This is a genomic window from Microbacterium sp. Cr-K20 (assembly GCF_000708325.1).
GTDB lineage: Bacteria > Actinomycetota > Actinomycetes > Actinomycetales > Microbacteriaceae > Microbacterium.
Genome location: NZ_JARE01000064.1, coordinates 1 through 13,578 on the forward strand (window position 1 = coordinate 1; position 13,578 = coordinate 13,578).

The 13,578-nt window shown below is 68.5% G+C and carries 20 protein-coding genes; 4 read left to right on the top strand and 16 right to left on the bottom strand.

What is annotated here, in order from left to right:
- A partial coding sequence (locus GZ67_RS0115375) for an LLM class flavin-dependent oxidoreductase (protein ID WP_029273939.1) occupies nucleotides 1-495 on the bottom strand: 495 nt, incomplete at its 3' end.
- Nucleotides 496-672: 177 nt separating this feature from the next.
- Here GZ67_RS0115375 and GZ67_RS0115380 point away from each other — a divergent pair.
- Entirely contained in the window at nucleotides 673-1,071 is a 399-nt protein-coding gene (locus GZ67_RS0115380; RefSeq protein ID WP_029262386.1) for a VOC family protein, read from the top strand.
- A gap of 4 nt (nucleotides 1,072-1,075) precedes the next feature.
- Nucleotides 1,076-1,378: a hypothetical protein gene (locus GZ67_RS0115385; RefSeq protein WP_029262387.1), complete on the top strand. Its 303-nt coding sequence runs from the start codon at nucleotides 1,076-1,078 to the stop codon at nucleotides 1,376-1,378.
- 12 nt (nucleotides 1,379-1,390) lie between these two features.
- Here GZ67_RS0115385 and GZ67_RS0115390 read toward each other — a convergent pair whose 3' ends face one another.
- The 3 genes from GZ67_RS0115390 to GZ67_RS0115400 are packed head-to-tail and all read right to left on the bottom strand — an operon-like array spanning nucleotide 1,391 to nucleotide 2,846.
- Nucleotides 1,391-1,852, bottom strand: a complete 462-nt coding sequence (locus GZ67_RS0115390; protein ID WP_029262388.1) for an SRPBCC domain-containing protein — start codon at nucleotides 1,850-1,852, stop codon at nucleotides 1,391-1,393.
- A gap of 9 nt (nucleotides 1,853-1,861) precedes the next feature.
- Nucleotides 1,862-2,506, bottom strand: a complete 645-nt coding sequence (locus GZ67_RS0115395) for a dihydrofolate reductase family protein (protein ID WP_029262389.1) — start codon at nucleotides 2,504-2,506, stop codon at nucleotides 1,862-1,864.
- Between the two features lies 1 nt (nucleotide 2,507).
- Nucleotides 2,508-2,846 (bottom strand): ArsR/SmtB family transcription factor, encoded by a 339-nt coding sequence (locus GZ67_RS0115400; RefSeq protein WP_029262390.1) that lies wholly within the window; start codon nucleotides 2,844-2,846, stop codon nucleotides 2,508-2,510.
- Between the two features lie 62 nt (nucleotides 2,847-2,908).
- Here GZ67_RS0115400 and GZ67_RS0115405 point away from each other — a divergent pair, with 62 nt between their 5' ends.
- Entirely contained in the window at nucleotides 2,909-3,274 is a 366-nt protein-coding gene (locus GZ67_RS0115405; RefSeq protein WP_029262391.1) for a cupin domain-containing protein, read from the top strand.
- Between the two features lie 14 nt (nucleotides 3,275-3,288).
- Here the strand turns inward: GZ67_RS0115405 and GZ67_RS0115410 are convergent, their stop codons facing one another.
- The 6 genes from GZ67_RS0115410 to GZ67_RS0115430 form a co-directional block, all read right to left on the bottom strand.
- Nucleotides 3,289-4,521 carry an ATP-binding protein gene (locus GZ67_RS0115410; protein ID WP_029262392.1) on the bottom strand — a complete coding sequence of 411 codons (1,233 nt, stop codon included), beginning with the start codon at nucleotides 4,519-4,521 and terminating at the stop codon, nucleotides 3,289-3,291.
- Between the two features lie 135 nt (nucleotides 4,522-4,656).
- Entirely contained in the window at nucleotides 4,657-5,463 is an 807-nt protein-coding gene (locus tag GZ67_RS0115415; protein WP_029262393.1) for a hypothetical protein, read from the bottom strand.
- Between the two features lie 48 nt (nucleotides 5,464-5,511).
- On the bottom strand, nucleotides 5,512-5,970 hold the full coding sequence (locus GZ67_RS0115420; protein WP_029262394.1) for an anthrone oxygenase family protein: 459 nt from the start codon (nucleotides 5,968-5,970) through the stop codon (nucleotides 5,512-5,514).
- A gap of 10 nt (nucleotides 5,971-5,980) precedes the next feature.
- A complete protein-coding gene (locus tag GZ67_RS21235; protein WP_197021053.1) occupies nucleotides 5,981-6,091 on the bottom strand; it encodes a CGNR zinc finger domain-containing protein in 111 nt (36 codons plus the stop codon).
- A gap of 37 nt (nucleotides 6,092-6,128) precedes the next feature.
- The gene (locus GZ67_RS0115425) at nucleotides 6,129-6,848 is read right to left on the bottom strand and encodes a GOLPH3/VPS74 family protein (protein ID WP_051662567.1); all 720 of its coding nucleotides are present in this window, start codon (nucleotides 6,846-6,848) and stop codon (nucleotides 6,129-6,131) included.
- A complete protein-coding gene (locus GZ67_RS0115430; protein ID WP_051662568.1) occupies nucleotides 6,848-7,651 on the bottom strand; it encodes a helix-turn-helix domain-containing protein in 804 nt (267 codons plus the stop codon). Before GZ67_RS0115430 ends, GZ67_RS0115425 begins: the two co-directional genes overlap by 1 nt.
- A gap of 202 nt (nucleotides 7,652-7,853) precedes the next feature.
- Between GZ67_RS0115430 and GZ67_RS0115435 the strand changes: the two genes are divergently transcribed.
- On the top strand, nucleotides 7,854-8,444 hold the full coding sequence (locus tag GZ67_RS0115435) for a hypothetical protein (protein ID WP_029262397.1): 591 nt from the start codon (nucleotides 7,854-7,856) through the stop codon (nucleotides 8,442-8,444).
- Here the strand turns inward: GZ67_RS0115435 and GZ67_RS0115440 are convergent, their stop codons facing one another.
- From GZ67_RS0115440 to GZ67_RS0115465, 6 genes are read right to left on the bottom strand one after another with little or no spacing between them, the layout of a single operon-like run.
- Complete coding sequence (locus GZ67_RS0115440; protein ID WP_029262398.1) at nucleotides 8,445-9,305, bottom strand: MurR/RpiR family transcriptional regulator; 861 nt, start codon at nucleotides 9,303-9,305, stop codon at nucleotides 8,445-8,447. It abuts the gene before it with no gap.
- Entirely contained in the window at nucleotides 9,286-10,158 is an 873-nt protein-coding gene (gene phnE, locus GZ67_RS0115445; protein ID WP_051662569.1) for a phosphonate ABC transporter, permease protein PhnE, read from the bottom strand. The genes GZ67_RS0115440 and phnE (GZ67_RS0115445) overlap by 20 nt, the downstream gene beginning before the upstream one ends.
- The gene (gene phnE / locus GZ67_RS0115450; RefSeq protein WP_029262400.1) at nucleotides 10,155-10,964 is read right to left on the bottom strand and encodes a phosphonate ABC transporter, permease protein PhnE; all 810 of its coding nucleotides are present in this window, start codon (nucleotides 10,962-10,964) and stop codon (nucleotides 10,155-10,157) included. Before phnE (GZ67_RS0115450) ends, phnE (GZ67_RS0115445) begins: the two co-directional genes overlap by 4 nt.
- Nucleotides 10,961-11,785, bottom strand: a complete 825-nt coding sequence (gene phnC / locus GZ67_RS0115455; RefSeq protein ID WP_029262401.1) for a phosphonate ABC transporter ATP-binding protein — start codon at nucleotides 11,783-11,785, stop codon at nucleotides 10,961-10,963. The genes phnE (GZ67_RS0115450) and phnC overlap by 4 nt, the downstream gene beginning before the upstream one ends.
- A 17-nt stretch (nucleotides 11,786-11,802) precedes the next feature.
- Nucleotides 11,803-12,813 carry a phosphate/phosphite/phosphonate ABC transporter substrate-binding protein gene (gene phnD, locus GZ67_RS0115460; protein WP_029262402.1) on the bottom strand — a complete coding sequence of 337 codons (1,011 nt, stop codon included), beginning with the start codon at nucleotides 12,811-12,813 and terminating at the stop codon, nucleotides 11,803-11,805.
- A complete protein-coding gene (locus GZ67_RS0115465; protein ID WP_051662570.1) occupies nucleotides 12,806-13,516 on the bottom strand; it encodes a hypothetical protein in 711 nt (236 codons plus the stop codon). Before GZ67_RS0115465 ends, phnD begins: the two co-directional genes overlap by 8 nt.
- Nucleotides 13,517-13,578 lie beyond the last annotated feature (62 nt).

A 13,578-nucleotide genomic window follows, 5' to 3' on the forward strand; every position in this document is an offset into this window, starting at 1 on the left:
CAGCGGGGGCGGCTCTGCCGGGCGGCTCCAGACCCTGGCTCGGTGCACACGCACGAGCCCGTCGTGGTCGACCTCTTCGCCGCCCATCAGGCGGCGGATCACGTCGACGCTCTCCCGCAGCCGTTCGTTGCGGACGGGTTTCGGGGGCCACCCCTCCCCCGTCACGTGCTCGTTGACTGCTTCGCCGCTCCCCATCGCCGCCCAGAAGCGCCCCGGGAACATCTCCTCCAGCGTCGCGAATGCCTGAGCGATCATCACCGGGTGATACCGCTGCCCCGGCGCATTGACCATGCCGATCGAGAAGCGGGTGCGCGCGAGCGCGGCGGCGATCCAGCTCAGCGCGAAGCCCGACTCGCCTTGACCCGGGGTCCAGGGCGCGAGGTGGTCGGAGCACATGGCCCCGTCGAACCCCGCCTGCTCCGCTGCGACCACGGCATCCAGGAGCGCGCTCGGCGGGAGCTGCTCGTGCGAAGCGTGGAATCCGATGAACACCATTCGCCGAGTCTTCCAACGAACGAGGTGACCCCGGTAGAGGTGGACACCCCGCGACCGGCCTGCGAGAATGTCCGCTACTTCGTCGCGTTCAGGTCATGGACGAATCGTGCGACAGTCCGGCGGTTGCTCGCTTCGCCCACGCATGGACCTCACAGAGTTCGAGAGCACGGTGGCTTGATGACGCTAGGCAACTACCCGGTCAGGGCCTCGATCGGGGTGACCGATATCGAACGGTCGGCGGCGTTCTACGAGCAAGTGCTGGGCCTCGTCCCCGCGAGCATCGGCCCGAGTGCCGGAATCCAAGGAGGCGCTCGGTTCTACGCCTGCGGGCAGGGGACCGGGCTCAACGTTTTCGAGACGCCCACTGCGGGTTCGACGCGCTCGACAGTGGCCACCTGGTACGTCGACGACATCGATGCGGTCCTCGCCGGCTTGAAGGCGGCGGGGGCGCAACCCGTCCGCTACGAGGGATTCGGGCAAGACGATCGTGGGATCGGACCGCGCGCGGGTGGTGGCCGCATCGCCTGGGTGGAAGACCCCGACGGAAACACCCTCGCCATCGAGACCGACGATTGACCCCGTGAGCGACCACGGGCATCGTGAGGCACTCCCCGCTCAGGAGCGGGCAGAGCTGGAGCGCCGTCTGGCCGACATCCAGGTCGAACTCGAGGTGATCGCGCGCGATCGACTGCGCGGGACACTCGCCACGTTCCCCCCGGACGATGGCGAGGAAGAACTCGAGGCCGAAGCCGACGCCATCCGCGTCCGACTGGGGACTTCTCCCGCGATGGGACGCCCGCCGCGGGAGAGCTGGCTGGGCTGGGCCGCGCTGGTCGTGGCGATTGCCGCCATCATCGTCGTGGTGGCACTGCTCACCCGCTGAGACCTGCGGAGGTCAGGCGAGGTGATCGGCCAGCGCGCCGAGGAGACCGCGGGTGCCGTCCTCACGCCCCTGCCCGTCCGCCCAGAACTGGTCGAAGAAGACGCCGTGCTCCGTGTGCGTGAAGCGGGTACCGTCATCGATCGGTTCGAACTCCAAAGACGCGACCGACGTCGACATGTGGGCCCCGTCGAGCCACATGTCGTACGTCGTGACGATGCGGACGTGTTCGACGATGTCGGTGTACATCGCCTCGTACCGTGAGACCGGACCGCCGTGGAACTTGCCCTCGTCGATGTCGCGGCCGCCGACGCGGAAGTCGAACACCCACTCCCGAGTGCGGATGCGGTCGGCGTCGCCCCACCAGCTCCGCTTGCTGTCCTCGTCGGCGAACGCCGCCCAGACGCGCTCGATGGGCGCCGCATAGTCGCGGGTCAGGGTGAATCCGGAGCGCGCGAGTCGGCGTTCGATCGTCATCCCCGCCTCCTATCGGGCCAGAGTGACGTGGATCGCGCCGCTCTCGGCGACTTCTGTCGTCACCTCGTGGGTGAGCTCGAAGCCGACCAGGTCGTCCCACAGTCGATGCCCTCGACCGAGGAAGATCGGGGCGACCATGAGGTGCAGGTCGTCGATCAGCCCTGCGCGCAGGAAGTCTCGCGCCGTTCGATACCCTCCGCCGACGCGCACGTCGAGGTCGCCGGCGGCCTCCTTCGCCTCGGCGAGCACCTCGTCGATCGGAGCGTTGCGGAAGTGGAAGGTGGTTCCGCCGTTCATCGGAAGCGGCGCCCGAGGTGCCGTGTGAGTGAGGACGTAGACCGGGGTGCCGAACGGGGGCGTGTCGCCCCACCAGCCCTTCCAGTCCGGGTCGTCGGGGAAGGAATGCAGTCCGAACATGCCGCCCCCCATGATCTCGGAGCCGATTCCGTCGAAGAACGCGGCCGCATGACGGTCATCGACGCCGGTCGTGCCCGCGCCACTCGTGTCCCCGAAGACGTTCTCGCGAAACGTGCGGGTGGCGGCATAGGCGGCGGTGAGGCGCGCCCAGTCCTCGCCCATCGGATTCTCGGGGGTCGCATCCGACGGCGTGTAGCCGTCCAGCGAGGCGAACAGGTCCATGCGGACACGTGTCATGTCAGTTCTCCTTCGGGGTCGTGAGAGCGAGATGGATGCCGAGTCGGTCGGCGTGGTGCTCCGCGGGGGTGCGCTGCTCGCCGAGCCACAGGTGCAGCACATCGAGGGCGCCGGGTCGCAGGCTCACGGTGCGCACCCGCCCGAGCTTCTCCGACGTGACGACTCCGGCACCCTCGAGCACGCTCAGGTGCTGCAGGAACGACGGCAACGCCATGTCGAACGGCGCCGCGAGATCCGAGACGACAGCGGGAGACTTCGCCAGCCGTTCCACGATGGCGCGACGCGTCGGATCCGCGAGAGCGCGGAACACGGCATCGATCTCGTCGTGATACTTAGGCATGCACCTAAGTATGCAGGGGGATCGATGGCCCGTCAACAGACGCCGCGGCTACGCTGAGATGTATGGCAGACGATGTTCGCAACGTGCTCGAAGCCCTCTCCACGATCGACGAGCACTGGCAGCCGCATCGGCTCACCAGCATCAACGACTACGACGTCAAGGTGGTCAAGCTGCAGGGCGAGTTCGTCTGGCACACCCACCCCGACACCGATGAGCTGTTCATGGTCGTGAGCGGTCAGCTGACGATCCAGCTCCGCGACCGCGATGTCGTTCTGAACCCGAACGACGTTTTCGTCGTGCCGCGCGGAGTCGAGCACTGCCCGAAGGCGACCGACGAGGTGCACGCGATCCTGTTCGAGCCGAAGGGCACGGTGAACACCGGAGACGCCGGCGGCGACATGACCTCAGACCTGCACGAATTCGACTGAGGTCTGTCCGTCTCTCAGACCCTCGGCCACTCGCTGGTCAGGTAGGCCTCGACGGCGCGGTGCCGGAAGCTGTAGGGCTTGCCCCTGTCGATGACGCCGCGCACGGTGTCCAGGCGTTGGGCTGTGGGGCCCACCTCGGTCACTTTCGAGAACCCCATCGCCTCGGCGATGCGGGTGGCTGTGCGCTCCGGGGCAGGCAGCTCTGACATCACCTGGACGAACTGCCGCTCTCGGGCAGGGAGTCGTTCGAGGATCCGTTCCACGTGCGCGGTCGCTTCCCGTTGCGCGCCCTGCCAGCCGCGGCGGACCTGGTCTGCGGTGATCGTCGGAGTGGAATCTGCGTACCAGGACTGCTCACCGGCAAGCTGGAACAGGAACGGCTCTCCGCGGCAGACGTCGACGATGAGCGCTGCCGCGTCGGGGTCCATCCGCACGCGAGTTGATCCGCCGGTGCCGTCGGGGACTGCCCACCCCTCGAGGACGAACTCCTGAAGCGCTTGGGCAAGATCCTCGTCGTCGATGGCCGACAGAGTGGTGGTCTTGAAACGGCGGGCAAAGGTCGCCCCCATGCGGGCACCAGCCATGTCTTCGAAATCCGGGAGGCCGGTGAGGTAGACGGCGATCGGCAACGAGCGGCTGACGCGTGCGCCACCGGGCACGGCGACCTCGACCTGGTGCGTGAGGGCGTCTCCGAGTGCGATGAGCAGCTGGGACAGCGCCTTTTCATCGGTGATGTTCTGCACCTCGTCGATGTGGATCAGCGCCATGGCACGGCCGTTGGCGATCGCGGCGAGACCGACTTCGATCAGCAGCTCGGTGAGAGCCGTGAAGGGCTCGGGCCCGTCGACACCGCGAAGCGTGAGGGAGATGCCGGAGACGGCGACGGCCTGCACGCGTGCGATGGCATCGCCGATGCGCTTCTCACGCGACGAGGAGAGTCCCGCGTCGGTCGCGAGCTTCAGCACGGCTCCGGCGACGAGCTTCAGAGGGTCAGCTCCGGTGGGGATGCGCAGCTGCGGGGTGACCCAGTCGCCGGCACGCGATGCTTCCTGAGCGATGCGTCGCACCAGCGTCGATTTCCCGAGCCCCGGCTCCCCGAGGATCGTTCTGCCGCGCTCCGGTAGACCCGCGAGGCGGCGAGGACGCACAACATCGCGCCAGTCACTCAACTGCGCGGTGCGTCCTGCCCACACCTCGGGGATGGTGTCAGAGCCAGGGCTGAAGGGGTTGTCGAGGGCATCACGCATGTTGATAACATTATCAACACACTGCAACCTTGATAAGGTTATCAGCCCAACTGGTCGCTCAGACCACGAGTGCCAGCACCGCGAGCACGATTGCTGCGACGGAGGAGAGGGAGCGCACGCTGAGGTCGCTCCGGCTCAGCTGTCCTGCTCTTCGGCGATGACGGTTCCCGACTCGTCGGTGACGGTGAAGCCTCCGTGCGTGCCTTCGAGAACGCGGTTGATCGTGGTGCCGTCGTGCGGGAAGGTGGAGCACGCCTTGCCCGAGAAGTCGAAAGTCGCCTCGCCCTCACCGTGATAGACGGCGTTGACGTCGTAGCAGGTCTCCACGAACGTGCGCCCCTCGACATCGAGGACGCTCGTCGACGACGGGGAGAGCGCGATCTGCGAGACTCGCGCGGCGTCGTCCCGTACGAGGGGCGTCGTGAACGGGGTCACCGTCAGCCCGCCGGTCGAGCCGTTGTCGTTCCACTCGGACAGATAGCCCGCACGCCAGTCCTCGCCGATGAGGTCGGTGCTCTCGATCCATGCGGAGTAGTCGTCGGCCGACAGCTCGATCGCCGGTCCGTCCAGGAAGTCGCCGACGACCCACTCCGCGCTCATGCGCTGCGACATCTCGATGGCCTCCGCGTCCAGAGCGGGTGCCTCGTCGCTCCATGTGATGCCCGTCTCGGATGCCCAGGTGCCTGCGCGGACATCCTCGAGGGGCGTGAATTCCACCTGAGCGAGATCGACCTCGAGATGGCAGTAGCCGCCCCGCTCGTCTGTGACGACCTCGGATGCTGCGGCAGCGCCGAGAGCGGACTCTTCCACATCGCAGCCGGCCCCGGCGGGATCCGTCGTCGGCTTCTCTTGCACATCAGCGGAAGGCGCGCACGCTGCGGCGAGGAAGGTGATGGCGGCGAGGGACACGCTCACAACGGCGGCGCGGCGAAGAGTCGTCATGCCCCGAAGCCTATTGGAGCGCGACACCGGGACTCCGCATCCTCGCGCTCAGACCACGAGAGCCAGCACCGCGAACACGATCGCGACGACCGACGAGAGCGAGCGCACGCCGTTCAGCACGTTCCAGCGCCGTTCGAACGCCGCGCGCGCAGCCGTCGATGACGACGTGGAGCCATCCAGGGCATTGTTCAACGGGACGTTGCCGGCGCCCGTGACGACGATCACCCCGACGAAGAAGACGACGCCCGCCGCGACCAGCATCCATCCGCGCGGGTCATCCAGATCGAGGAGCCCCGCCCACACGAGAGGGATCGGCGGCAGGAAGATCGGCAGCAGGAACAGCGGGTTCACGACAGCGCGGTTGATCGACCTCATCGACGAGACGAAGGTCTCATCGTCGGTACGCCCCAGCCCCGGCATCACCCCCGTCGAGAACGACCAGAACGTTCCGCCTCCGAGCGCGAGAAGGACGAGACCGAGGGCGGCGAGGATGTCGGAGAGGTCCACGTCCTGCAATCTACACACCGCGCGGCAGCGTGTGACCCGCGGCCGCACGATGAGCGCGCACCCGGCCGCGTGACGCGCATGCCGGGGCCGGGCACCAGCGCCGACGGCCGGACGGATTCAAGAGCGCCTTCAGCTCCCGCGTGAGCCGGTGTGCCCTGTCAGTTCTTGGGGAGGGCGAGGGCGGCGATGAGCGCGTTCGTGAGCACCGCGCTCATCGTGCGGGCCACGGCCTCAGCCGCGGCTGCGGCACCCCAGTCGCCGCGCTCGATCGCCTTGGCGCGCGTGAAGACGTCGCCGCTCCACGGGATCTCCCTGTGGAACTGCGGCAGGGTTCCGCTCGCGGACAGGAGGGCGATGCTCGCGGCGGTGCGGATGTCGGGTGTCTCGCCGTCGGTCAGCACGGAGCGCACCCGCTCGATCAACACGGCACGTCGGTCGCTTCCCAGGGCGAGCTTCGTCGTCGGGAAGATTCCGAGCGATCTGCCGTGTTCCCTGGTGAGATCGCCGCGCTCCACGAGGCGGTCGAGCACCGGTGCACGGAGGTTCGGACCGATCGCCGCGAGCACCGTCTGCGCATCGCGCGGCTTCCGTTCGATGTACTCGAGCCCGGGCACGAGCAGCTCGTCGGGCGCGGCGTGAGCGTCGAGCGCGTGGATGCGGCTCGTGAGCGCTCCCTCGTTGCGCACCTCGATCCGCTCCTGCAGCGCCAGGTCGCCCAGAGCAGCGCCGCCGAGGACGTAGAAGAGGATGTTCTCCCCCGCGATGGACCCCGAATCAGGCTGGAAGAGCAGAAGCAGCACGTCTTCGACGAGCAGGGGCTCGCCGAGGTGCGGGTCGGGCGAATCGTTCGTGGAGCGGGCGTCGGGCTGGTCCGTCATCATCTCTCTCCTTCTTCGGGTGCGGCATCGGCGAGTGCAGCGTCGGCTGATGCAGCGTCGTCGCTCGGTGCGGCGCTCGACCCGAACGCCTGCTCCCTGGCGAGCGCGGATGCTCGGCCGAGCACGTCGAGCTGCGCCTCGTTGTACAGCCCACCGACGGTCTCCAGGAAAGCCTGCGCCGTGACGCGCGGGCCCTTCGACAGATGCTCGGTCGGCTCGCTGAGCCACGGGTAGTCGGTGAGGTGCTGCGCGATCACCGGCGCGAACATCTCCGCCACGCGCTGACGCGTCTGGTCATCCGCCTCCACCGTGAGCGCTTCGAACTCTGCACTGCCGTCGTCGGATTCCGTCTCGACCATCGTGCGCAGATCCGCCATCGCCTCCGTGTCGTACAGCTGCTCGTAGACGAGCATGAGCGACCGCTCGGTGGTCGACAGTCTCCCCGCGACGTCCTCGAACCCGGCAGGCAGGTCGGTCGTCGATGCTCCGTCGACGATGGCGCGGATCTCGGCCCGTGCCCGCTGCAGCCGCTCGATGCTCGCGGCGAGGTCGGCATCGATCGCGAGCAGCGCCTCTTTCGTGGTGTCCCCCGCAGAGCCGACGGACTCGATCTGTGCCAACGGGACGCCGAGGTCGCGAAGCCGCCGGATCTGCAGCAGCCGGACGAGATGCCGAGCGCGGTACTGCTTGTAGCCGTTCGACATCCGCTCCGGCTCCTCGAGCAGGCCGGAGCGGTGGTAGTGACGCACCGTGTTCACGGTCGTCCCCGCGAGCTCGGCGAGTTCACTCGTACTCCAGGGCATCCGTCCATCCTTCTGTCGGCACTCAGGGCCGGGGTCTCGGTCGTGGCGCTCAGCACCATTCAAGACCCTGTTCTCGGAACAGGGTCAAGACCCGACGTCGATCTGCCGAGGTCGCTTGACCCTGTGCTGTGAACAGGGTCTGTACTGCTTCTCGTGCCCCGCGCCGGCTTCCGGCCGCGCCTGAAGAGAAAGAGACACCGCCATGGTGGACAACCCGTACGAGTGGCTGCAGAGTGCCATCGACCAGCTGCCGGAGTTCCTGCAGCCGCTTCTCGTCATGCTGGCGGGTGCGATCCCCTACATCGAGGGTGAAGGCGCCGCCGGCCTCGGCATCCTCGCAGGGATCAACCCGATCGTCGCCGCGGTCGCAGGGGCGGCGGGGAACATCCTGTGCGTCATCGGAGTGGTCTTCCTCGGCGCACGCATGAGAGAGGGCGTCGTGTCACGGAAAGCAGCCCGCACCGAGGCGATGCGCCTCGAGCCCTCCCTCGTCGGCGGATCTGGCACGGCGCCGGCTCCCGGCGGAACGTCGCCGAGCGACGCGGATCCGGAGAAGCCGTCACGGAAGACGAAGGGACGGGCCAAGCTCGGTCGCTGGCTGGTGCGCTTCGGCGTTCCCGGCGCGAGCATCCTGGCTCCGCTCGCCCTGCCCACGATGCTGACGGCGGCGTTCTTCGTCGCGTCCGGGGTGAGCAAGCGATGGGTGATCCTGTGGCAGGTCGTCGCGATCGTCCTATGGACGAGCCTCATCGCCGCCGCGGCAACCGGCGCACTCGCCCTCCTCGGCTGGTGATCACTCCGACAGCGAGTGGCCGAGCACGGAGAACGTCGCGACCTGGGCCGCGGTGGCGCTCGCCCCTCGTCTGCTCACCAGCAGACCCACGACCGACTCGGTGACGAGCATCAGCGCGGCGCGCGAGGTGTAGAGGAGCTCGTCGCGGAACGAGTCGTTGATCGGGGCGACGACCAGAGCCACATCGGCCATCTCGGCGACCGGTGAGCGCGGGAACGACGTGATCGCGAGCACCCGGGCGCCGCTCGCCCGGGCGGCCGTCATCACGTCGATCGATGCGCGATTCACCCCCGACCCGGACACGACCAGGCAGGCCGAGCCGGCGCCGAGCTGCGACGCGGTGATCTGCTGGCCGAGGGTGTCCGCCACGTACTCGGCGGGTCGACCGGCCGAGGTCAGGCGCATCGAGAGATCGGCGCCGACCGGCGCGGAGAGACCGTTGGCCGCGACGAGCAGCCGCGTCGCACCGTCGAGCTCGCCGACGAAGGCCGCCAGGGTCTCCTCGGTGACCGCGGAGACGGTGTGCGCCAGGCGGAACGCGAAGCGGTCGACCGCACCACGAAGCGCCCCGAGCATCGTGGCATCGGCCGCGGCATCCTGCGATGGCGCCGAACTCGCCCGCTCGCGCGCGAGCGCCACCCGCAGCTGCGGGTAACCGTCGTAGCCGAGGGTCTGGGCGGTGCGCACCACGGTCGTGCGACCGACCTCGACGGCATCCGCGATCTCCTGCGCCGTACGCTCGATCGAGAGGTCGACGTCGGCGGCGATCGCCTCGGCCACACGACGCTCGCTCGGCTGCATCGACGGAGCCAGCATCGCGATGCGCGCCGTCGGCGGCGTCTCAGCGGGTCCCTGCCACATCGGCGCGCTCCTTCTTCGGTTCCACGATCGCCTTGACCCGCGGGCCGCGCATGATCCGGCGGCGGATCGCACCGGAGACCGCATCCATCAGCATCGTCGCGATGACGACCACGATCAGCAGCATCCCGACCGTATCCCACTCGCGGAAGTTCGTGTAGTTCGCGAGCATGCTGCCGATCCCACCCGCACCGACGAGTCCGAGTACCGCCGAGGTGCGGATGTTGATCTCGAAACGGTAGAGCGCGAACGACAGCAGCGTCGGGGCCGCCGCGGGCCAGAGCGCCCACCGCGTCACCTGCGCCGTGTTGCCCCCTGCAGCCTTGACGGCCTCGGATGCGCCCTCCTGAACCGATTCGACCGTCTCGTAGACCCACTTGGCCTGCGTGCCGATTCCGGCGATCGCCAGCGCCAGCGCACCCGTGAAAGGGGTGAGGCCGGTGACGGTGAGCAACAGCAGCGCGATGATGACTTCGGGCACGGCGCGGATCACGGCGAACAGCCCGCGGAGCGGCAGCCGCACCCAGACCGGTCCGACGTTGTTCGCGGCGAGCATGCCGAGCGGGATCGACACGATCACGCAGCCGATCGCGCCGATCCAGGCCATCGAGATCGACCGCCACGTCTCGAACAGCGCCTGCGGCAGCTTCTCCCAATTGGGGTCGGCGAACATGAGCGTCAGGTAGTGCGCGATCTGTCCGGGCAGCGATCCGAGGTCGTTCCACGGGATCGGCAGTCCCGCTGCCGCGGCCAGGACCACGACACCGACGATGACGGCGACGACGGTCGGGACGAGACGGGACGGATGCCGGGGCAGCTCGAGCCCGATGCCCCGTGCGGTGGTCGAGAGCGTCATACCAATCGCCTCCGCAGGAAGTTCGAGAACACTTCGATCAGCACCACGACGACGAGGATCTCGAGCACGATCACCGCGACGTCGTCGTAGGCGTAGAACGCCCGCCGCTCGTCGAGGAGTCGGCCGATGCCGCCCGCGCCGACGATGCCGAGGATCGCCGAGATGCGCACGTTGAGCTCGAGCGTGTACAGCCACTGGTTCGCGAAGAGCGGCCAGGTCTGCGGCAGCACGACGCTGCGGTTGATCTGCGTCTGGCCGCCGCCGGTGGCGCGACCGGCCTCGATGACCGGCAGATCGGTGGAGTCGATCGCCTCCGACACGAGCTTGACGATGATGCCGATGTCGAACAGGAGCAGGGTGAGCAGGCCGGGCAGCGCGCCGACGCCGACCATCGCGACCAGGACGGTCGCGTACACGAGGTCGGGGACGGAGCGGATGACGTTGATGACGGTCCGCACCGCGATGCGGGTCGGACTGTTCGGGTTGGTCGGGGCAGCGGCCCACAGCGTCAGCGGCACGGAGATCACCGCGGCCACCGCCGCGCCGACCACGGCCATCTGGAGCGTCTCGAGCATGGGCCCGAACGTGCGCGGCAGGAACGAGAAGTCCGGCTGCAGGAACTGCACGAGCAGCGCGGACCCGTTGTCCCAGTTGCGGATGAGCGCACCGAAGTCGAGCTCGATGCCGCCGATCGCCGGGAGGCAGGTGGCGACGGTGAACGCGGCGAAGGCCAGGACGACGAGGCTGGTGCGCAGCCTCGATGTCGGCTTGGGCGGCACGACGAGGGGGCGGGGCTCGGTGGTCATGCGCCGAGCACATCCCTCGGCTGGATCGGACGCCCGTAGATCTGCTCGAAGTCGTGGTCTGCGGCATCCGCTGCCGGCCCGTCGTAGACGACCTCACCGGCCCGCAGGCCGATCATGCGCGTCGTATACTGACGAGCCAGGTCCATCAGATGGATGTTGACGAGCACGGTGAGGTGCTCCTCGACGTTGACGCGGCGCAGGTCGTGCATGACCGCGTGCGCGGTGGGCGGGTCGAGGCTGGCGACCGGCTCGTCGGCGAGCATGACGCTCGGCTGCTGCGTCAGAGCCCGGGCGATCGCGACGCGCTGCTTCTGGCCTCCGGAGAGCTGGCCGGCGCGGTTCCAGACCTTCTCGAGCATGCCGACCGAGTCGAGTGCGCGCAGGGCGAGCTCGCGATCCTGCACCGTGCTCAGGCCGAGCACGGTCCGCCAGGTCGCAGTGTGAGCGAACCGACCAACCAGCACGTTGCGGTAGACGCTGGCCCGATCGGCGAGGTTGAACCCCTGGAAGATCATTCCGATGTGCCCTCGGGTCTCACGCAGGCGTCGTCCGCGCATGCCGGTGACCGCATGCGGGCCGACGGTGACTGTACCGCTCGTCACCGGCACGAGACCGTTGATCGTGCGGATCAGCGTGGACTTGCCCGAGCCGGAGAGGCCGACCACGGAGACCATCTCGCCGGCGGCGATGTCGAGGGACACACCGCGGAGGGCGCGGGTGCCGTTGGGATAGGTGACCGAGACGTCGTCGAGACGGATCGACCACGACGCGGAGGCCGGGAGCAGGGCTCCGGCCTCCGCGCGCTGCGGATCAGTGTGCATGTTCTCAGTTCTGCGTGTCAGTTCGAGAACTCGGCGAGGATCTCGCCGTAGCGGGTGATCTCGTCCGGGGCGGTCTCGCTGGTCCAGTCCGAGAGCCCGACGAGGTCGAACATCACGGATGCGGCCTCTTCGGACGAGTCGGCGTAGCCGTCCAGCAGCTCGGTGAGCTCCGCGACGAGGTCGTCGGGAAGTGTCGAGGTGACCGCGACGCCGCCGTTGGGGATCATCTCCGTGTAGGCGAAGGCCACGACCTTCTCGGCGATGTCCGGGGCCTCTTCGGTCACGGTCGTGCGGGCGTCCCAGTATGCGAACGAGACCTCGGCGTCGCCGTTGTACACGGCGAGGACCGCGTTGTTGTTGCCTTCGACGGGCACCTGCGTGATGCCGGCATCCGTGTCGACGCCCTGTTCGCGCATCGCGACGACGGGGTACTGGTAACCGGCCGGCGACGTCGCCGCCTGCAGGGCGACCTTCGTGCCGTCGCCGATCTCACCGAGCGCCTCGATGCCGGCGGGACCGGAACCGGTCGCGTCGGCGGCGGCCTCTTCGATGCCGTTGCAGTAGGAGAGCTCGATGCCGCTGGCGGCGTAGGTCGACATGACCGGCTCGTCCTCGCAGTACTTGTCGGGGTTGTTCGTGTACGCCACCGAGGCGTACGAGGTGGCGCCGAAGCGCACGTCGCGGAGGATGAGCTCGGCGTCGTAGCGCTCGGTCGCGTTGTACAGCGATCCGGCGTCGGTGATGATGACCTGCGCCTGGTCGGTGCCGAGCGCCTCGACCGTGGCGGCGTAGTCGGAGGCGACGACCCCCTTCACCTCGATGTCGAGGTTCTCGGACAGGTACGTGGTGAGCGGGTCGAGGGCCTGGGCGAGGTCTTCGCCCTCGACCGACGGCACCAGCGAAAGGGTGATGGAGGACGGCCATTCGGTCGTCTCGTCTGCCGTCTCGTCGGGTGCGCTGCTGCTGCAGCCGGCGAGCGCCAGGATGGCGACGGCGGCGATGCCCGTGGTGAGCAAGGACTTACGCATTCGGATCGTGCCTTTCGGTGAGGGTGGTGCTGCGGGGGGTACTGGACGCCGCAGTCGCGGCCCAGGCTTCGATGTCGCCGTACAGGTCGGCGATGGTCCGGCCGCGCATCGTGACGGCGGCCGGGGAGCGTTCGGCGGTGGCGCCGACGAGCGCCGTGGCTGCGCCCTGCGCGGCGGCCGGTGCGAGGTCGAACTCGAAGATGTCACCGACCGAGAGCACCGGCCCCTCGGCGATCGCCGCCTGGATGATGGGGATGAGCCCCGAGGGCTTGCCGACCGTGAAGTGCAGGTCGTCGAACAGGGGGGTGATGCCCCACCCGTCCAGGACGGGGCGGATGCCGGCACCGGGCGCATTGGTCGCGAGCACCAGCCGGACCTGCGGGTGGACACGGGTCAGGAAGTCGGCGAGCCCTGCCGGTGGCGCGATCGCCGCATGCTCGGAGCCCAGCAGTGCCCGCGACGACTGGTAGGCGGCCTCGAGCGCATCGGCGGTCACTCCCTGCCCGGTGGCGAGTGTGCTGATCACGTCGTAGCCATCGCGGGCGTCGGTCTCGCCGCGTTCGAACGCGGCGAGGTCGGACATCGCGCGATCCGCGAACGTCGGGTCGTCGGCGGAGATGGCGACGGCGCGGGCGAAGGCTTCGAGCGGTCCCGCGCCGAGCGCGATGGTGCCGTCGAAGTCGAGGACGATGGTGGGGAGCACGGTTCTCCTGGTCAGGATCGGGACGATGCGTCCATAGTTGCATTCGTTTATGGACGATACGA